The sequence below is a fragment of the Hymenobacter sp. BRD128 genome, from assembly GCF_013256625.1.
Classification (GTDB): Bacteria; Bacteroidota; Bacteroidia; order Cytophagales; family Hymenobacteraceae; genus Hymenobacter.
Window position 1 is genome coordinate 111,878 of the sequence record NZ_CP053908.1, and the last position, 17,475, is coordinate 129,352.

The window sequence follows — 17,475 nt, forward strand, 5'->3', positions numbered from 1 at the left end:
CAGTGCCCCAACCCGGCGAGTCTTTAAAATATCGTCCTAACTTGGGCCGTTTAATCTGGGCGGCGGCTTTCGCCGTATTTTGTTCACTATGACCGACTATTTCTCCCCGGAACTGGACACGCTGCGCTTTCTGCTCTATGAAGTGCAGGACCGCCTGGCTTACATCACGCTCAACCGCCCGGCCAAGCGCAATGCACTTAGTGCCAATGTAGTAACCGAGCTAAAGCAGGCATTTGAGCAGGCCGAAGCCGACGATAAGGTCAAGGTTATTATCCTGCGCGCCGCCGGCGAGGTCTTCTGCGCCGGCGCCGACCTCAAGTACCTGCAAGAGCTGCAAGACAATACCTACCAGGAAAACCTGGCCGACAGCACGCACCTCATGCAGCTGTTTCACCAGATTTATACGGGTAAGAAGCTGGTAATCGGGCAGGTGCAGGGCCATGCGCTGGCCGGCGGCTGCGGCCTGGCCGCCCTCTGCGACATCACCTTTGCCGTGCCCGAAGCCAAATTTGGCTACACCGAAGTCAAAATTGGCTTCCTGCCCGCCGTGGTCAGCGTGTTCCTGCTGCGCCGCATTGGCGAGGCCCGCACCAAGCAGCTGCTGCTCAGCGGCGATACTATCACGGCCCAGCAAGCCCTTGACTATGGGCTCATTACGTTTATTGCCGACAAAGACCAGCTGGCCGATACTGTGCGTAGCTACGCCCTGCGGCTAGCCCGCGAGAACTCAGCCCACAGCATCGAAATCACCAAGGAAATCCTGGCCCGCCTGCCCGAGCTAGCCCTCGAAGACGGCCTGCGCTACGCCGCCGAGCGCAACGCCGCCGCCCGCGCCTCCGACGACTGCCGCCGTGGCATCGCCGCGTTTCTGAACAAAGAAAAGATTGACTGGTAACTTACTTACTAGCAAAATCAAGAACATCATGCTGAGTTCTCGAACGAAGCATCTCGCCCGCGCCGCTAGGGTACTTTCCTGCCGAATTGAGCGAGATGCTTCGCGGGACTCAGCATAACGAGCAGTTTTTACGTTATGAGCCTCTTCCTTGCCCTAGCCATCACCCTCGCTACGTTCGCCTTCATGGAGTTCTGGGCGTGGTTTATGCACAAGTACGTGCAGCACGGGCCGCTGTGGGTGCTGCACCGCTCGCACCACGTGCGGCCCAGCCCGCGTCCATTTGAGCGAAACGACTGGTTTTTTGTGATTTATGGGGCTATTTCGGCCGTTCTTTTTATCACTGGTGATAATGGCGCCCACTGGTGGTTTTGGGTGGGCGTGGGCATTGCGACCTACGGCACGGTGTATTTTTTTGTGCACGACGGCCTAATTCACGGCCGCCTGCCCTTCTGGAAAAAAACGGACAGTGTGTATTTGCGGGCCCTGAATATGGCCCACAAAATGCACCACAAAACCCAGGAGCGCGACCATTCCGAGGAGTTTGGCTTACTCTGGGTGTCGCCCAAATACCTGCGGCTAGCCCGCCAGCAGGCCGCCCGCAAGGCGCAGTGAGCAGCGCTAGCCACACGCTGGCAAACTATTTGAGGGGTTTCCGAATTTCTAATTTAGAAAACGTGCAGCAGCTACTTAGTTACTTATAAGCTATTGAATTATGCGTTTCCCGCCGCTGGCTCTCGGTCAGTGACGGGAATTTTATCTATCCTTCCCAACAAAACAGACTGTGGCTCATTATTCTATCAGCGATTTGGAGCAGCTTTCCGGGGTGAAGGCGCATACCATTCGCATCTGGGAGCAGCGCTACAACCTGCTGAAACCCAGCCGCACTACGACCAACATCCGTACCTACGGTGAGGCTGACCTGCGCCGCCTGCTCAACGTGGCCACGCTCTGTAGCCGGGGCCAGCGCATCTCGCAGGTAGTGCGCCTGAGCGAAGAAGAGTGCCAGGCCGCCGCGCTAGCCCTCTGCAACGAGGTAAAGCCTGCCGACGGCCCGCGCCTTAACGCGCTGCTCGCCGCCACGCTCGACCTCGACGAGCCGGGCCTGCACCGCCTCTTCGACCAAGCTATCGAGGAGCTGGGTACCGAAGAAACCTTGCTTCGGCTAGGCTACCCGCTGCTCCAGCGCCTGGCCGTGTCGTGGAAAGCCGGCTCGCTGAGTCTGGCTCAAGAGCGGCTTGTGGCCCAGCTGCTGCGCCAGGAGCTGATGGCCTCGGCCGACGCGCTGCCGCTCATTCCGCTCTCGCAGGCCGAGGCACCGCGCTGGCTGCTGTTTTTGCCCGAAGGCGAATGGCAAGAGCTGGCCCTGCTGTTTATGAATTACGCCCTGCGCGCTAGGGGCCGGCAGGTGCTTTACCTGGGCCCCAACCTGCCGCTAGCCGATGTGGTGGCCGCCGCCCACGCATTCAAGCCCAACGTATTGGCCACGGTGCTTACGTCGGCGCCCGCCCGCAGCCAGGTCAAGAGCTTTGCCGAAGAACTGCGGGGGCAGTGCCCTGGGGCATCGGTCGTTTTATTCGGGTCGCTGGCCGTGCAGACTATCGGGCTGCCCGAGGGCTGCCTGCCGCTGGCCTGCCTGCACGAATTTCGTGATTTAATTCCGTTTGTAAATCAGCCAGTTGAGGGAGAGTTAATAGAAAAATAAAGCCAGACTATCGTCTGAGATTTACCGTTGTACGTACATGGGTGCGCCCTGTTCAGGCTAGCTGACCAAGATACAAAAGCGGAGAAAACTATCGGCGAGCGAGCCGGATTTGCTGCTAGTGGTCTATCTTTGTTTAAGATTCTGCTACGAACCCTTCTACAACATGACTTCTCTGGAATTCACCTCCCAAGTGCAGAAAATATCGTCTTCGCTCCGCCCCGTGGCCATGAACCTCACCCGCGATGCGGATGATGCGAAAGACCTGGTGCAGGAAACGCTGCTGAAGGCGCTGCTCAACAAGGACAAGTTTAAAGCGGGTACTAACTTGAAGGCGTGGTTGTACACCATCATGCGCAACACCTTCATTAACAATTATAATAAGATTACCAAGCGTAGCTCCAACATCGATTCGACGGAGTACTTCCAGTACTTCAACACCGATGAGAACTACATTACGCACAATGGCGCTACCACCGATTTTGTGGTGCGCGATATCAATGAGGCCATCGCCAGCCTGGGCACCGACTACCGCACGCCCTTCATGATGTACTACATCGGCTACAAATACCTCGAAATCGCCGAGAAGCTCCAGATTCCGATTGGTACCGTAAAAAACCGCATTCATATTGCCCGTAAAGACCTTAAAGCTGCTCTCAAAGTATACGCTCCTGCCGGCGCCGACCGTGCTGGTGCCGAGGCCGAAGTAGCTGAAGACTAAGCATTGGCAAAACCAAAGTAGAAACGCCCGCTGCTTCCAACCTGGAAGCAGCGGGCGTTTTTGCGTTTTGTTGTTTCCAAAGGTTGTCAGGCTCCAGCAAGTTGTGCGTGCTGTGGCACCGCCAGCGAGCATGTGGTAAAACGCAGCCGTAGGCCCGCTAGAAGATGCTAGCCGCGTTTTGGCCCCGGTTGCCTGCCGAAACAAAGTCTGGGGCCGTATTGTAGCTTGCGAGACTTTACCTCGACCTTTCCTCCGTTGGCTTCTTCCACCGCTACTCCCGCCGCCGTTGTCATTGGCGCGGGCTTTGCCGGCCTCGCGGCGGCTACCACGCTAGCCCAGGCCGGCTGGCAGGTTACCTTGCTCGAAAAGAACAGTGGCCCCGGCGGCCGGGCGCGGGTGTTTGAAGCGGAAGGCTTTACCTTCGATATGGGCCCGAGCTGGTACTGGATGCCCGACGTATTTGAGCAGTATTTTCGGCGTTTTGGCAAGCGCGTGGCCGACTACTACGAGCTGGTGCGCCTCGACCCCTCGTACCAAGTTGTTTTCGAAGGTGATGACGCGGTAGGTGTCCCCGCTAGCCTGCCCGCGCTGCGCCAGTTCTTTGAAAACCTGGAGCCCGGCAGCGCGGCGCGGCTCGACGAGTTTCTGGCTCAGGCCAAGTACAAGTACGACGTCGGCATCAACAAATTTGTGCACCTGCCCAGTCGCTCCATCACCGAGTTTATCGACTGGGAAATCGTGAAAGGCGCCGTGCGGCTCGACCTGCTGCAAAGCATGGCCAAGCACGCGCGCAAGTTCTTCAGCCATCCCAAGCTGCTCAAGCTCATCGAGTTTCCGGTGCTGTTTCTGGGCGCCACGCCTGAAAATACGCCCGCCCTCTACTCGCTCATGAACTACGCCGACCTGGCGCTCGGCACCTGGTATCCTACAGGCGGCATGCACCAGATAGTGCGCGGCATGGTAGCGCTGGCCGAGGAGCTAGGGGTCAAAATTGAGTACGACCAGGAAGTGCGTGAAATTGTGGTTGAGCGCGGCCACGCCACCGGCGTGCGCACCGCCAGCAGCTTCTGGCCAGCCCGCGCGGTGGTAGCCGGGGCCGACTACCATCACATTGAGCAGCAGGTGCTGGCCCCCGAATACCGGCACTACTCGCCGGCCTACTGGGATGCGCGCACCATGGCGCCGTCGTCGCTGCTCTTTTACCTGGGCGTGAACCGCAAGCTGGCCAAGCTGCTGCACCACAACCTGTTTTTCGACGAGGATTTCAGCCAGCACGCCCACGAGATATACGAGGCGCCGCAGTGGCCGAGCCGGCCGTTGTTCTACGCCTCGGTGCCCAGCAAAACCGACCCCACAGTGGCACCCGAAGGCCAGGAAAACCTGTTTCTGCTCATTCCGGTAGCCCCTGGCCTCGACGACCCCGAGGCCACCCGCGAGAGGTACTATAACCTCTTAATGGACCGGTTGGAAAAGCACTGCGGCCACCCCATCCGCGAGCACGTGGTGTACAAGCGCAGCTATGCCCACCGCGACTTTGTGGCCGACTATCATTCCTTCAAGGGTAATGCCTACGGACTAGCCAATACCTTGAAGCAAACTGCCATTCTCAAGCCTACTCTGAAGAGTAAAAAAGTTGATAACTTGTACTTTACGGGCCAGCTCACGGTGCCAGGGCCGGGCGTGCCGCCCTCACTCATCTCGGGCCAGGTGGTGGCCGGCGAAGTTTTGAAGGAAATCAACAAGTAATGGACCACGAACAGCTTTTTACCGACACCAGCCTGGCGTGCGCGCAGCTCATCACGCGGCGCTACAGTACGTCGTTTTCGCTGGGCATCCGCACCCTCGATAAGGCGCTGCACCGGGCTATTTATGCGGTGTATGGCTTTGTGCGCTGGGCCGATGAAATCGTGGACACCTTTCACAGCCGCGATAAGGCGGCGCTGCTGGCTAGCTTTGAGCGCGACACCTACGCCGCCATTGCCGCGGGTTTTAGCCTGAACCCGGTGCTGCACGCCTTTCAGTGGGCCGTGAATACGTATCAGATTGACCACGAGTTTATTGATGCCTTTCTGCGGAGTATGGAAATGGACTTGGAGGACCGCAACTACCGCCAGGAGCTCTACGAGCAGTACATATATGGCTCGGCCGAAGTAGTAGGTTTGATGTGCCTGCGCGTGTTCTGCCAGGGTCAGCCGGTGCTGTTTGAACAGCTGAAGGCGCCGGCCCGGCGGCTCGGAGCCGCGTTTCAGAAGGTGAATTTTCTGCGCGATATCCGCTCCGACTACGAAGAGCGCGGCCGGGTATATTTTCCCGGCCTGCGCTATGAGCAGTTTGATGACGAAGCCAAGCGGGCAGTAGAAGCCGACATCCGGGCCGATTTTGAGGCGGCCTACGCGGGCATTCAGCAGCTGCCGCGTCAGGCGCGGCTAGGGGTGTACCTGGCTTATATCTACTACCTTAAGCTGTTTCAGAAATTGCGCCGCGCCCCGGCTACCCAGGTGCTGGCCGAGCGCGTGCGCCTGCCCGACAATACCAAGCTGCTGCTACTGGCCGGCTCGTGGCTGCGCTACCGCCTGCGGGCGGTGTAGCGCGGCCGGGGCACTACCGGTGCCAGACCGGCGTTGGAGTGGGCCAGCCCCCGGCAAAATCCGGGCGGCCCTAGCTTTGCGCCCATGAAACGACTACTTGTTCTTGCCTTGCTGAGCGCGCTGCCGGCAGTTTCCGGCGCGGTAACGAGTCGCCTTTCCCCCCCTATCTCCTCTATGTCGCCTCTTCAGCCGGCTGCCCTGCGCCGCCACTACGAGCAAGCCGCCGCCGACAAGCAGGCCGGCGAAAAATTCTACAGCCTGCTGCGCGACTACGCCGGCCAAGATGCCTTGGTGCTAGGGTATAAGGCTGCTTCTGAGGCTATTAAGGCGCGCGATGCGTCGATGCTCAACAAGCTCACTTACGTGCAGCAGTCGGCCAAAACGTTTGACCAAGCCGTAGCCTTGGCTAGCGACAACGCCGAAATCCGCTTCCTGCGCTTCTCAGTGGAAAGCAACCTGCCGCCCTTCCTGGGCCTGAGCAAACACGTGGATGAAGACAAGGCGTTCTTGCTGCAGGCCGCACTCCAGCATCCCGGCTCAGGGATGGATGCGGAGGCCTTCCAAACGGTGCGCGGCTTCCTGGTGGGGCGCAAGCACGTGAGCGAGGCCGATGCTCAGCGCCTAGCCCAGGTAAAAAGCTAGGCAGAATTCTGGACGTAACGTTCAGAATTTGGGGGCTTACCGATAACCTTATACGGTAGTTCGGAGTTAGCTTCGCGGTATGCAGTCCGGTTTGCACCTCAGCGTTCGTATTGACCCTAACTCGGGCTTCTGCTTTGGCGTGATTTACGCCATTCAGATGGCCGAAGACCTGCTTGAGGAGCAGGGATATCTCTATTGCCTGGGTGATATCGTGCACAACGACGAGGAGGTGCAACGCCTGGAAAACAAGGGCTTGCGCATTATCGGCCACGAGCAGTTTGCCGGGCTGCGCAACGAGGCCGTCCTCATTCGGGCGCACGGCGAGCCGCCGAGCACCTACCAGCAGGCGATGGAAAACAACCTGACCCTCATCGATGCCAGTTGCCCGGTGGTGCTCAAGCTCCAGAATCGCATCAAGGCCAGCTTCGACCGCCGCGAAAAAATCTTTATCTACGGCAAGCACGGCCACGCCGAAGTGGTGGGCCTGCTCGGCCAGACCAGCGGCGAGGCAGTCGTGTTTGAAAACCTCGACGAGCTGCTGCGCCACGAATTGCCCGAAAATATCACGCTCTACAGCCAGACTACCAAGAGCACCGATTCTTTCTATCGCATCAAGAATGAGCTGCAAGAGCGGGGCTTCCAAGTAAATGCCAACGATACTATCTGCCGGCAGGTGAGCAACCGCGATGAGGCGCTACGGCGCTTCGCGGCCCAGTTCGACCAGATTGTGTTTGTGTCGGGCACCAAAAGCTCGAACGGCAAAGTACTCTACCAGGTGTGCAAAGACACCAATCCGCAGACGCATTTCGTGTCCAATGTAGAGCAGCTGTGCCCTAGCTGGTTTGCGCCGGGCCAGTCGGTGGGCATTTGCGGGGCCACCAGCACGCCCATGTGGCTGATGGAGCAGGTGCGCGACGCGCTGGAACGCCTCTAGTCTGGACCGCAGATTTAAACGGATTTTTCGGATTTTGTGCACGACTTTTTAACCTATTTTAGGGTTAAGTAGACCGCCGGCCTGTTTATTGCAAAACTGGTCGTTGCCTCATTAGCGAATCGCCTGCAAAACCCGTGACATCCGAAAAATCCGTCGAATTTGTGGTTCAGAAAGTAGCGCCTGTACCAATTGGCCGCAAGGGCGTGGTTTCGGCGCTGCTCATTCTGGCGGCGTGGGCGGGGCTACTCACGTTCTTGCTGGGCTTTTACCGGCCCGACTGGCACTCGCCGGCGCCTTACCTGCTGGTGCTGCTGCAAACGCACTTATACACCGGGCTTTACATTACGGCGCACGATGCCATGCACGGCGTGGTAAGCCCTGATAAGCGGCTAAATAATGCCATCGGCACGGTGTGCGCGCTGCTGTTTGCCTACAACTGGTTTCCGCGGCAGCTGCCCAAGCACCACAACCACCACCGCCACGTAGGCACCGAGGCCGACCCCGATTTTCACCCCACCGACCACCCTGGCTTTCTGCCCTGGCTAGCCCGCTTCGCCTGGAACTACGTGACCTGGTGGCAGGTGCTACTCATGGCCGTGACGTATAACGTGCTGAAAGTCTGGCTTCCGCAGGTCAATGTCATTGCCTTCTGGATGGTGCCGGCCGTGCTGGCCACGCTGCAATTATTCTTCTTTGGCACCTACCTGCCGCACCGCGGCGAGCACGAGCCCGACAATAAGCACAAGTCGCGCAGCCAGCTGCGGCACCACGTGTGGGCCTTCGTGAGCTGCTACTTTTTTGGCTACCACTACGAGCACCACGACCAGCCTTACCTGCCGTGGTGGCGCCTGTGGCAAACCAAGTAGGGCAGACTTGCAGCCCGCGCTACTTTTTGGCTAGCCGGGCCGTTATCTCTTCCTCGGTGAGGAAGGACCAGGCCACAAAGCGGCTTTTTTTCTGGCCCTGCGCCATCTCGATAGTCTTGACCTGCACGGCTTCGGCCTGCTTGAGGAAATAGTGTGCGCTAAGCAGGCTGGGCTTTTTAGAGATGAGCGAAGTGTACCAGGTGCTGGCCCGCGGCAGCTGGCGGCTTTCGGCAATGAGCTGGCGCAGAAACGCTTCTTCGCCGCCGGGGTACCACAGCTCGTTGCTCTGCCCCCCAAAATTGCGATTAGGCGCGGCCCGGCGGTTGCCGCTGAGGTTAACCGTTTTGCGCTGGGTGGCTGCCTCCGCTTCGGCGGCCGAGGCGTGAAAGGGCGGGTTGCAGATAGTCGCGTCGAAGACTTCGCCGGATTTCATAATGCCCACCAGCATGTGCTTGGGGTCGGGCTGCAGGCGGCAGTCAATGGCGCCGGTCAGGCCGGGGTTGGCGGCCACTAGCTGCTTGGCGGCGTTCAGGGCCACGGGGTCGGTATCGGCCCCCACAAAGCGCCAGCCGTACTCGCGGTGGCCCAGAATAGGGTAAATGCAGTTGGCGCCCACGCCGATGTCGAGCACGCGCACGGTGCGGCCGGTGGGGACCACGCCCCCGTTGTGCTCGGCCAGCAAGTCGGCCAGGTTGTGTAGGTAATCGACCCGGCCGGGAATGGGCGGGCACAGGTAGCCGACCGGAATATCCCAGTTTTCTACGCCATAGAACTGCCGCAGCAGCGCCTGGTTGAGCGCCTTCACGGCGGCCGGGTCGGCAAAGTCGATAGAGGCATCTTGGTGCTCATTGACTTGCACGAAGGGGCCTAGCGCGGGGCTGGCTTGCACGAGCTGCGCAAAATCGTAGCGGCCACGGTGGCGGTTGCGCGGGTGCAACTGGTCTTTGGCGGCGGGCGAGGCGGGGAGTGGTTTTTTCATGAGATGGGCAAAAAAGCAAGCAGGCCGCCCGGGTAGGCGGCCTGCTTGGGGCAGCAGCCGGCAGCTAAACCAGCCACAAAAGTCGGTAGGAAAAGGCTAGCCGGGGATTAGTGGGTGCTGGCGGTTTTTTTGCAGCACTCGGGCAGGCGTTCGTAGGCGCGGGCGTCGGCCGTTACGTTGTCGGCATCGTAGCCGGTTTTCTGCACGGCGGTGCGCAGCACTTCGGGGCTGGTTTTGGCCGGGTTATAGGTCACGGTAAGGACTTTGCTGGGCACGTCGAGGTTGGCAGCCTGCACGCCTTTTTCGTAGGCCAGGCTTTTTTCAAGGCGCGCCTTGCACATGTCGCACACGGCCGAAGTCTTGAACTGCACCATCTCGGTGCCTTTTTTGGCGGGGCTAGCGGCGGCTAGGGGGCAGTCTGGGCCTGGGCGGCAGTGCCGGCGAAGCTCAACAGGGCGAGCAGAGAAAATGCAAAAGCTTTCATAAAGACGAAAATGAATTAATTGGAAAATAAGTTGCGAAAAAACGGTGTCCTACTCGATGCGGTAGCGCAGGCCGGCGTAGGTGAGGCGGCCATACACTGGGCCCCACACCATAGCCGCGTCGAAGCCGGCGCTGAAAGGGGTAGCGGCGTTCTGAATGGGGTCGGGCTGGCGAAAGTTGGTGAGGTTTTCGACGCCCACGTACACTTCGAGGCGCTTGAAAGCGCGGGTAAGTTGGGCGTTGACCGTGGCAAAGCGCGGCGCATACTCGAGGCCGGCGGTGCCAGTGCCATGAGCGTGGCCGCCGCCCACACCGTCGGCGGGCAGGTGGGCTAGCGGGCGCTCGCCGTACCACTGCACCGTGAGGTCGGCGCGCCATTTATCGAAGGCCGAGGCGTAGCCCAGGTTCAGGAAGGCGCGGTTTTGAGGCGTGAGGGGCTTGGGTAGGAGCTGGCCGGCGTAGGTGCTTTGCACATCGAGCCATTTATAGGCAGCTTTCACTTGCAGGCCTTTGAGTGGCTCGGCCTGCACCTCGGCCTGCGCGCTGCGGGCGAAGGAGCGGGCGCCGGGCGTCAGATTATCCAGAATGATAAACTGCGGCGTGGTGTACATATCGGCCACCAGCTGGTTCTGGAAGATGGTGTTATAGTAGTCAACCACCAGCGTGGCGGGCCGGCCCAGCACCTGGAAATACTGCGTGAGTGAACCACCCAGGTTCCAGGCTTTTTCGGGCTGCAGGTTTTGCGCGAGGTAGTACTGCCGGGCGCTGGCTAGCATGGCCGCGTTGTCGGCGATGGGGTTGGGCACCCGGAAGCCGCGGCCGGCCGAGAGGCGCAGCGCGGTGGCGGGCCGCAGGTCATACTTGAGGTTGAAGCGCGGCGTCACCTGCCAGCCGTAGAGGTTGTGGTAGTCGGTGCGCAGGCCAGCCACCACCGTCAGGTTGCGGGTGTTGGCGTAGGTGTACTCGGCAAAGGCGCCGGGTACGCGCTCGGTGCGCTGCAGCCGGAAGCTGGCGGCCACTAGGGCCGGCGTGTCGCCGTTAGTCAGCTGCTCTTTGTAATCATCGTAGAGAAAGCTCAGGCCCGTGCGGTAGGTGTGGCGGGTGTCGCCAATCACGCTTTGGAACAGCAGCGTGGCCTGGCCGGTGTTCTGGTGGCCGTCGTAGCGGCGCGGGCCGCTGTCTTGCCGAAACGAGTAGGCCGAGGTGAAGTCGTGGCTTGTGCCATTCACCAGCAGGCCCAGGCTCTGGAAGGGCCGGCCGGGCCAGGTGTAGGAAGTGCGCGCCTGGGCCGTGTAGCGGTCGGTGGTTTGGGTGGTGCCGTAGGCCGTGCGGTAGGCGTCGGCCTCGCTTTCGCGGAAGGCTAGCTGGCCGCCCTGACGCGTTTCGCGGATGGCGCCCACGCCCAGCTCGGCCACGAGGCCGGTGCCCGACTTGTACTTGATTTTGTCGTAGCCGTTGAACTGGGTAGCGAGCGGCAGGTCGAGAAACCCGTCGCCGTTGCGGTCCACGCGGTTGCCGAGGTGGTCGGTATGCAGCAGCAGCACGTTGCTCCACTTCTTGGTGAAGCGCTGCGAAGCCACGGCGTTGAGGTCAAATTTGCCGAGGTCGTTTACGTAGGCATTCAGCAGCAGCTGGTCCGTCAGGTCGGGCTCCTTGAGCTGCACGTTCACCTGGCCCGAAATACCCTCGTAGCCGTTCACCACCGAGCCGGTGCCCTTGATAATGTCGATGCTGCCAATCCAGGGGCCCGCCAGGTACCCTAGCCGGTAGGGCGCCGACAGCCCGCGCAGGGCCGGCTGGTTATCGATGGTGAGCAGCGAATACGCCCCGTCGAGGCCCAGCAGCTGAATTTGCTTGGCGCCGCTCACGGCGTCGGCGGTGCTCACCTCCACGGCGGCGTTAGTTTCAAAGCTCTCGGCCAGGTTGCAGCAGGCCGATTTGGTGAGGTCGCGGGCGCTGATGGTTTGCATACTGCCCACCGACTTGGCCGAGTAGGCGAGGGCCTTGGCCGTCACGGTTACTTCGCCCAGCGCCGCGCCGCCGCGCAAGCTCACGCGTAGGTAAGGCGTGCCGCTGGTGGGCACGGCCAGCGTATCGGCCGCGTAGCCCACGGCGCTCACGATGAGGCGCGGCCGAGCCTGGGCCGGAAAGGGCAGCGTAAACGCCCCCGCGCCGTCGGTAGTAGTGGTGGGGCCGCTAGCCCCGCCCGGCAGCAGCCAGCGCACCACGGCGCCGGGCACGGGGCTAGCCGCGCCGCCGGCTTCGCGCACTTCGCCGCGCACGGCGGCGCCGCTTTGGGCACGGGCCAGCAGCGGCAAGCTACCCAAAAATAATAGGATGAAACGCGGGCTAATCCCGCCAGGTAAGCTCATTTGGTCTGAAAGTTAGCATTTTCGGAAAAACATACGGCCAGGCTTCGCCGCCCGGACTTGCGGTTTTCAGAAAAAGCTAGACTACCAGCGTGCAGTGCCGCACCAGCAGCACGCGCCCCGCCCGCGGCACGCCGGGCGGCGACGAGTTGGCGGCCGTGCCCACGGCCACGCCGGCCGCCAGCGGCGCCGACGCCCCGCAGCCCGCCCACACCGGCGCGGGCAGCAAAGCCGGCAGCAGGTGCGCGGGCGGCGCGGGCAGCCACTTGGCTAGCCCCGCGTCGGCGCTCTGCGCGCTGAGCTTGTGGTGCAGGTGGCTGACATCGCAGCAGCCATCGGCGCGGCGCTTGGCTGACGCCGATTTTTGGTTGCCGCAGAGGCGGCCGGGTTTGCGGCCGGGAGCATCGCCCTCGTGGCTAGCCAGCCCCGGCAGGCTAAGGGCTACCGTGCTGCGCCCACTAATGCGGCAGCGGTGCCGCTCGGCCGTGAGGCCCACCGACGTAGCCAGCACCAGCAGCGCCAGCAGGGCGCTCAGCAAACGATGGTGGTAGGGAAGGGGGCGCGACATAACGCCGCAAAGATACGGCCGGTCAAGGTATGAAATTCAGCCGTAAGCGTATAGGATTTGCCAGGCGGGGTACCTCCCCCCCGGCCCCTCTTTTTTAGAGCGGGGCCGGGGGGAGGTGCGCTACAGGTTATTATCGAGCACGATGCGGTAGTGGGCTTTGCCCGAGCGAAGGTGGTCGAGGGCAGCGTTGGCCTCGCTCATGGGGAAGTGCTCGGTGAGCGGCTTGATGTCGTGCTGGGCGCAGAAGCGCAGCATCTTGTCGATTTGGGCGCGGTTGCCGGTGGGCGAGGCCCCGAGCGACTGGTTGTTGAGCAACAGCGGGAACACCGAGACCGGAATCGGCTCCAGCACGGCACCCACGATGTGCAGGCGGCCATTGGGCTTGAGCATGGCGATGATGTCGTTCCAGTCGAGCGACACGTTGGCCGTGATGAGCAGCAGGTCGAAGGTGCGGGCCAGCTTTTTCAGCTCGGCCTTGTCGGTGCTCGACGCCGTGCGGGTGGCCCCGAGCTGGTGGGCTTCCTCAATTTTGCGCGGGCTGGAGGTGAAGGCGGTGACATCGCAGCCCATTTTGCTGAGGAACATGACGGCCATGTGGCCCAGGCCACCGATGCCGAATACACCCACGCGGTCGGTGGGCTGCACGTGGTCCATGATGGGGGCAAATACCGTGACGCCGCCGCACAGCAGCGGGCCGGCCTCGGCGGGGTCTACGCCCTCTGGAATGGGCACCGCCCACACCCAATGGCTGCGCACCTGCTGCGCAAAGGCCCCGTGCCGCCCCACGATGGTGGGCTGCAAGGTGGTGCACATCTGCTGGTCGCCGTGGAGGCAGGGCTCGCAGTGCAGGCAGCTGCTAGCGCTCCAGCCCACGCCCACGCGTTGGCCAATGGTCAGGCCTTTCTGGGCCGCCACGTCGCCCAGGCCCACGATGCGGCCGATGGCCTCGTGGCCCGGCACGAACGGGTAGGCCGAAATGCCCCACTCGTTGTCGAGCATCGAGAGGTCGGAGTGGCAGATGCCGCAGTATTCCACGGAAATGTCTACTTCTTCGGCGCCCAGCGGGCCGGGGTCGTAGCTAAACGGTTCGAGCGGGCCGTGGGCCGTTTGGGCGGCAAGGGCTTTTACTTCAGCCATTATACGAAGGGGTTTGGGTTGGTAAAAAGGAGAAAATGCGGCGCGCCTGTGCGGGCCCGCGTCTCCCCCAACCGCTACCCGACCCTTCGGGTTTAGCATCTGTTGAGCTTCCGGCTAGCCCCGGCGCCCGGCCTTTACCTGCTCGTAGGCTATTTTTTGAAGCTGCACGGCTACCTCGGGCGCGATGCCCAGCGCGGCGGCGGCCTGCTCCCGGGCGCCGAGCTTGCGCGGGTCGTAGCCGGTTACTTCGGCCAGCACCACGCAGGCATTGAGGTAGGCGCCGTAGGGGCTGGGGTGATAGTGGTCGCGGCCCCAGAGGTCGATTTTGCCGGGCTCGGCGGCATTGTAGGGGTTGGGGTCGGCCACGCCCTGGCGCACGGCGCGCAGCCAGGCATCGCCGGCCGGGGCCACACCCGCGAAATTCTTGTCCTGCGCAGCTTCTTGATAATAAGCGCGGTGCAGGTCGGTGGTCATCGAATCGAGGGGCAGGCCGGTGTAGCCCTTAGCTGCCGGATAGGTCTGGTCGGCCCGCGCCCAGGTCTGGTAGAGGTACACCTTGGCGCGGGGGCTGGCCGCGTGCACGGCCTGCTCCAGCTTGGTGGCATACTCGTAGAAGCGGGCGGGCTGGCCGCCGTGGCGCGCGGGCACCGGCCCGGTGCTGTAGTCGTGCAGTATCACCTTATCCCACTTCGGCTGCTGAATCACGGCCAGCGCGCTGTCGTAGTGAAACTGCAGTGTCTGCCCGCTGATGGCTTCCAGGTGCACTTCGTAGTGGAGCCCCGCCTCGTCGGTCAGCTTCTTAAAAATGCCCGGGATGCCGCCCCATGGGCCCTGCTCGTGCTCGTACTGCCGGCGGCGCTGGCCGCTGCGGTCGGGCTTAAAATTCTCGTCGGTGATGGCAGCCGCGTTGTAGCTCAGTACCGGCTCAAAAGCGCCGTGGAAGAAGCTGTTGCCCACGAAGAGAATGACGGTGGGCTTTTTGGCCGGGTCGGGCTTGGGTGCGGCGGCGCGGCCGGCGGTAGCGGTGGCTAGCAGCCCGAGCAATGGTAAGAAAGCGCGCATAAAACAGAATCTCATTCCATGAAAGAAAAGCTTTTCAGCGCCTCGGCTAGGGCGCAAAATCCAGGTGCTTATCAAAGAACGGCAGCACCTGCTGATACATGCGCCCGGTGGAACCCATAATGCGGCTGCCGTGGGTGCCCTCGTACTCCTCGGCCGAGTGCCGGATGCCGTACACCGTGAGCATGTTGCTGAACTGGCGGCAGGTGGGCGGAATGTGCTTCACCTCGTCTTGCGCGCCCCAGTCGAAAGCAAAGGCCCGCAGCTGGCGCAGGGCGGTCGGGTGAATCGGCAGGGTGTAGAGGGGCGAGGCAAGCACCCAGCGCGCCAGCACGGCATCGCGCCGGGCCAGGCTGTCGGCCCCCAGCGAACCGGGGAAATTAGCCCCGAAGGGCGCAGCCTTGGGATTGGGCGAGAAGGCGCGGGCCAGCGACACCGCCGCCAGGGTCGTGTGGCTGCGTTGCGCCTCGGCGGCGCTGGTGGCGCGCAGGGCCGGGCCCACGCCCGGGCCGGGCAGGTAGCTGGGGTGCGGCCCCAGAAAGGCCGGGCTCAGGGCATAGGCGGCGGCCCAGGTGCCGGGGTAGGCCAGGGCCAGCCGCACGGTGCCGCCGCCGCCCATCGAGTGGCCGGCCAGCCCCCGGCTGCCCGGCTTGGCCAGGGTGCGAAACTGCTTGTCGATGAAGGTAATAAGCTCGCGGGCCGTGAAGTCGGCCCAGGGGCCGTTGGTGGCCGAGTTGGCGTACCAGCTGCCACCGTAGCGCGTCTGCTCGTCGGGCACCACCACGATGAGCGGGCGGATTTGCCCGGCCGCAATGGCCTGGTCGAGCAACTCCTTCATGCCGTCCTTATTAAAAATCAAGCTGTCATTCCAAGTGAAGCCGTGCAGGTAGTACAGCACCGGGTAGCGCTGGCCGGGGCTAGCCTCGTAGCCGGCGGGCAGGTACACGCTCACGCGGCGGCGCGGGTTTTCGCCGCCGGGGTTGCCGCGCAGCAGCTTCGAGTCGAGGTGCGTGACGACCACGCGCCCGGCAGCCGGCGCCGATTGGGCGGCCAGGCGGAGGCTAGCCAGCAGGAAAATGAATAAAAGCAGGTTTTTCATTGCAGATACGCGGAGGGCAATAAAGCCTACTTCTTCAATTCCGCCTTCAGCGCCGAAATCACGTCGGGATTCTGGATGCAATTCTTAAACTTGATATTCTCCAGAATAACCGGCAAATCAGCCGCACTTTTCACATCTACCGGGTAGGGCGGCTTGATGCGGAGCAGCGCGGCAATCGGCTTGTCGTTGAAGCGCTTATAGGTCCAGTTGCACCAGCCGATGCCCACGCTGTTGAGGTTGTGGGCCGCCTCGCCCATCCACTGGGCCGAGTTTTCGCCGGTTTCGCCCACCCACACCGGCACCTGCTGCGCCTGGCGGAACTGCACGAGGTTGGCGATGGCGCCGAGCTGGTTGGCGTCGGGGTTGCTGGCATCCACGGCGTTGCTAAGCGGATACTTAGGCAAGATGCTGTAGCGGTGCGAGTTATACACCAAATTCTCCTGATGGGTAAAAGTCTTTTTCTCGATGCCGTTATAATTATTGCCAAAGCCGTTGCCTTCGAGCAGCAGCAAATGCTGGTCGCCCTCGGCGCGCACCGTGTTGATGAGCTTCTCGAACATGGCCTGGATGGGCGGGTTGCCACCGGGCACGTTATTCGGCTCATTGATAAGGTCATACATGGCAATGCGGCCGTCGTTCTTATAGCGCCGGGCCAGGGTCTCCCACAGGCCATTGGTCATTTCCTGAAATACCGGCTCCTGCCAGAAGTCGTTGGCTTTCAGCGCATCGGCAATATTGGTGTCGGTGCCCTGGGCGCCGGGCGCGGCGTGCAGGTCAAGCACCACGTAGAGCTTATTGGCCGCGCACCAGGCCAGCATCTTGTCAATCAGGCGGATGGCTTCGAGCTTAGCGGGCTCCTTAAACAGCTCGCCCTTTTGCTGCCACTCCTTGAGCTTGGCCACGTAGTCGGGGTAGGGCACGGTGCCCCGTAGCACGCCGTTGCGCACGGCGCGCTGGCTAGGGGTCAAGAACAGGTCGTAGTGCAGCGGCAGCCGAATGCAATTAAAGCCCTGCTGCGCAATGAAATCAATGTCTTCCTTCGTGATGAAATTATCGCGGTACTGCTGGTAGAATTTCTCCACCTGCGCATCGCTCAGGCCGGCCGCGTACAATACTTTCTTCACCGAGCCCTGGGTGCCGCCGTAGCCGGGCTTCATCATGTAGCCTTCCTGCAACAGCCAGCCGCCCAGATTCATGCCTTGCAGCAGCACCTCGTGGTGCTGGGCATCCACGATTTTGGGGCCTTCGGCGCGGAGCAGGGGGCTAGCCGTGGTTTGGGCAAGGGTGGGCAGGGCGAGCAGGCAGAATATCAGACTTTTCATGGTGGGTAGGAAAAGAATTGCGCACGGAGTTGGGCGGAGTGACAAGGAGTTTCACGGAGTAAAAGCTACCTCCGTGAAACTCCTTGTCACTCCGCCCAACTCCGTGCGAAAAAG

Annotated in this window: 17 protein-coding genes; 9 read left to right on the forward strand and 8 right to left on the reverse strand. The window is 61.8% G+C overall.

Going from position 1 to position 17,475, the window contains the following annotated elements; genetic code table 11:
- Positions 1 to 88 precede the first annotated feature (88 nt).
- From GKZ68_RS00730 to GKZ68_RS00770, 9 genes are all read left to right on the forward strand, one after another.
- Positions 89 to 895, forward strand: coding sequence for an enoyl-CoA hydratase/isomerase family protein (locus tag GKZ68_RS00730; RefSeq protein WP_173109797.1), 807 nt, complete (start codon positions 89 to 91; stop codon positions 893 to 895).
- Between the two features lie 135 nt (positions 896 to 1,030).
- A complete protein-coding gene (locus GKZ68_RS00735) occupies positions 1,031 to 1,507 on the forward strand; it encodes a sterol desaturase family protein (RefSeq protein ID WP_173109799.1) in 477 nt (158 codons plus the stop codon).
- Between the two features lie 169 nt (positions 1,508 to 1,676).
- A complete protein-coding gene (locus GKZ68_RS00740; protein ID WP_302052002.1) occupies positions 1,677 to 2,597 on the forward strand; it encodes a MerR family transcriptional regulator in 921 nt (306 codons plus the stop codon).
- Between the two features lie 163 nt (positions 2,598 to 2,760).
- Complete coding sequence (locus tag GKZ68_RS00745) at positions 2,761 to 3,315, forward strand: RNA polymerase sigma factor (protein WP_173109803.1); 555 nt, start codon at positions 2,761 to 2,763, stop codon at positions 3,313 to 3,315.
- A 255-nt stretch (positions 3,316 to 3,570) separates the two neighbouring features.
- Positions 3,571 to 5,061: an NAD(P)/FAD-dependent oxidoreductase gene (locus GKZ68_RS00750; protein ID WP_173109805.1), complete on the forward strand. Its 1,491-nt coding sequence runs from the start codon at positions 3,571 to 3,573 to the stop codon at positions 5,059 to 5,061.
- Positions 5,061 to 5,903, forward strand: a complete 843-nt coding sequence (locus tag GKZ68_RS00755; RefSeq protein WP_173109807.1) for a phytoene/squalene synthase family protein — start codon at positions 5,061 to 5,063, stop codon at positions 5,901 to 5,903. The genes GKZ68_RS00750 and GKZ68_RS00755 overlap by 1 nt, the downstream gene beginning before the upstream one ends.
- A 174-nt stretch (positions 5,904 to 6,077) precedes the next feature.
- Positions 6,078 to 6,545 (forward strand): hypothetical protein, encoded by a 468-nt coding sequence (locus GKZ68_RS00760; protein ID WP_173109809.1) that lies wholly within the window; start codon positions 6,078 to 6,080, stop codon positions 6,543 to 6,545.
- Between the two features lie 79 nt (positions 6,546 to 6,624).
- Positions 6,625 to 7,479, forward strand: a complete 855-nt coding sequence (locus GKZ68_RS00765) for a 4-hydroxy-3-methylbut-2-enyl diphosphate reductase (protein ID WP_173109811.1) — start codon at positions 6,625 to 6,627, stop codon at positions 7,477 to 7,479.
- Between the two features lie 188 nt (positions 7,480 to 7,667).
- Positions 7,668 to 8,345, forward strand: coding sequence for a fatty acid desaturase (locus GKZ68_RS00770; RefSeq protein WP_254244308.1), 678 nt, complete (start codon positions 7,668 to 7,670; stop codon positions 8,343 to 8,345).
- A gap of 19 nt (positions 8,346 to 8,364) precedes the next feature.
- On the opposite strand, the gene rlmF is transcribed toward GKZ68_RS00770, so the two are convergent.
- The 8 genes from rlmF to GKZ68_RS00810 all read right to left on the reverse strand — a co-directional run bounded on the left by rlmF (position 8,365) and on the right by GKZ68_RS00810 (position 17,361).
- Complete coding sequence (rlmF, locus tag GKZ68_RS00775) at positions 8,365 to 9,324, reverse strand: 23S rRNA (adenine(1618)-N(6))-methyltransferase RlmF (RefSeq protein ID WP_173109813.1); 960 nt, start codon at positions 9,322 to 9,324, stop codon at positions 8,365 to 8,367.
- A 107-nt stretch (positions 9,325 to 9,431) separates the two neighbouring features.
- Positions 9,432 to 9,698, reverse strand: a complete 267-nt coding sequence (locus GKZ68_RS00780; RefSeq protein ID WP_173109814.1) for a heavy-metal-associated domain-containing protein — start codon at positions 9,696 to 9,698, stop codon at positions 9,432 to 9,434.
- Positions 9,699 to 9,857: 159 nt separating this feature from the next.
- Positions 9,858 to 12,134: a TonB-dependent receptor gene (locus GKZ68_RS00785; protein WP_254244107.1), complete on the reverse strand. Its 2,277-nt coding sequence runs from the start codon at positions 12,132 to 12,134 to the stop codon at positions 9,858 to 9,860.
- 121 nt (positions 12,135 to 12,255) lie between these two features.
- Positions 12,256 to 12,744 carry a hypothetical protein gene (locus GKZ68_RS00790; RefSeq protein ID WP_173109818.1) on the reverse strand — a complete coding sequence of 163 codons (489 nt, stop codon included), beginning with the start codon at positions 12,742 to 12,744 and terminating at the stop codon, positions 12,256 to 12,258.
- 120 nt (positions 12,745 to 12,864) lie between these two features.
- Positions 12,865 to 13,881: an NAD(P)-dependent alcohol dehydrogenase gene (locus tag GKZ68_RS00795; protein WP_173109820.1), complete on the reverse strand. Its 1,017-nt coding sequence runs from the start codon at positions 13,879 to 13,881 to the stop codon at positions 12,865 to 12,867.
- Positions 13,882 to 13,995: 114 nt separating this feature from the next.
- On the reverse strand, positions 13,996 to 14,943 hold the full coding sequence (locus GKZ68_RS00800) for an SGNH/GDSL hydrolase family protein (RefSeq protein WP_173109822.1): 948 nt from the start codon (positions 14,941 to 14,943) through the stop codon (positions 13,996 to 13,998).
- A 46-nt stretch (positions 14,944 to 14,989) separates the two neighbouring features.
- Positions 14,990 to 16,039, reverse strand: a complete 1,050-nt coding sequence (locus GKZ68_RS00805) for an esterase family protein (RefSeq protein WP_173109823.1) — start codon at positions 16,037 to 16,039, stop codon at positions 14,990 to 14,992.
- A gap of 26 nt (positions 16,040 to 16,065) precedes the next feature.
- Positions 16,066 to 17,361, reverse strand: coding sequence for a glycoside hydrolase family 5 protein (locus tag GKZ68_RS00810; protein WP_173109825.1), 1,296 nt, complete (start codon positions 17,359 to 17,361; stop codon positions 16,066 to 16,068).
- Positions 17,362 to 17,475: the final 114 nt, after the last annotated feature.

Excerpts from the sequence above, each read along its gene's own strand:
- GKZ68_RS00800 (WP_173109822.1), bottom strand. The coding sequence starts at position 14,943 with ATGCGCGCTTTCTTACCATTGCTCGGGCTGCTAGCCACCGCTACCGCC.
- GKZ68_RS00795 (WP_173109820.1), bottom strand. The coding sequence starts at position 13,881 with ATGGCTGAAGTAAAAGCCCTTGCCGCCCAAACGGCCCACGGCCCGCTC.
- GKZ68_RS00765 (WP_173109811.1), top strand. The coding sequence starts at position 6,625 with ATGCAGTCCGGTTTGCACCTCAGCGTTCGTATTGACCCTAACTCGGGC.
- GKZ68_RS00760 (WP_173109809.1), top strand. The coding sequence starts at position 6,078 with ATGTCGCCTCTTCAGCCGGCTGCCCTGCGCCGCCACTACGAGCAAGCC.
- GKZ68_RS00790 (WP_173109818.1), bottom strand. The coding sequence starts at position 12,744 with ATGTCGCGCCCCCTTCCCTACCACCATCGTTTGCTGAGCGCCCTGCTG.
- GKZ68_RS00735 (WP_173109799.1), top strand. The coding sequence starts at position 1,031 with ATGAGCCTCTTCCTTGCCCTAGCCATCACCCTCGCTACGTTCGCCTTC.
- GKZ68_RS00730 (WP_173109797.1), top strand. The coding sequence starts at position 89 with ATGACCGACTATTTCTCCCCGGAACTGGACACGCTGCGCTTTCTGCTC.
- rlmF (WP_173109813.1), bottom strand. The coding sequence starts at position 9,324 with ATGAAAAAACCACTCCCCGCCTCGCCCGCCGCCAAAGACCAGTTGCAC.
- GKZ68_RS00805 (WP_173109823.1), bottom strand. The coding sequence starts at position 16,039 with ATGAAAAACCTGCTTTTATTCATTTTCCTGCTGGCTAGCCTCCGCCTG.
- GKZ68_RS00810 (WP_173109825.1), bottom strand. The coding sequence starts at position 17,361 with ATGAAAAGTCTGATATTCTGCCTGCTCGCCCTGCCCACCCTTGCCCAA.
- GKZ68_RS00780 (WP_173109814.1), bottom strand. The coding sequence starts at position 9,698 with ATGGTGCAGTTCAAGACTTCGGCCGTGTGCGACATGTGCAAGGCGCGC.
- GKZ68_RS00745 (WP_173109803.1), top strand. The coding sequence starts at position 2,761 with ATGACTTCTCTGGAATTCACCTCCCAAGTGCAGAAAATATCGTCTTCG.
- GKZ68_RS00755 (WP_173109807.1), top strand. The coding sequence starts at position 5,061 with ATGGACCACGAACAGCTTTTTACCGACACCAGCCTGGCGTGCGCGCAG.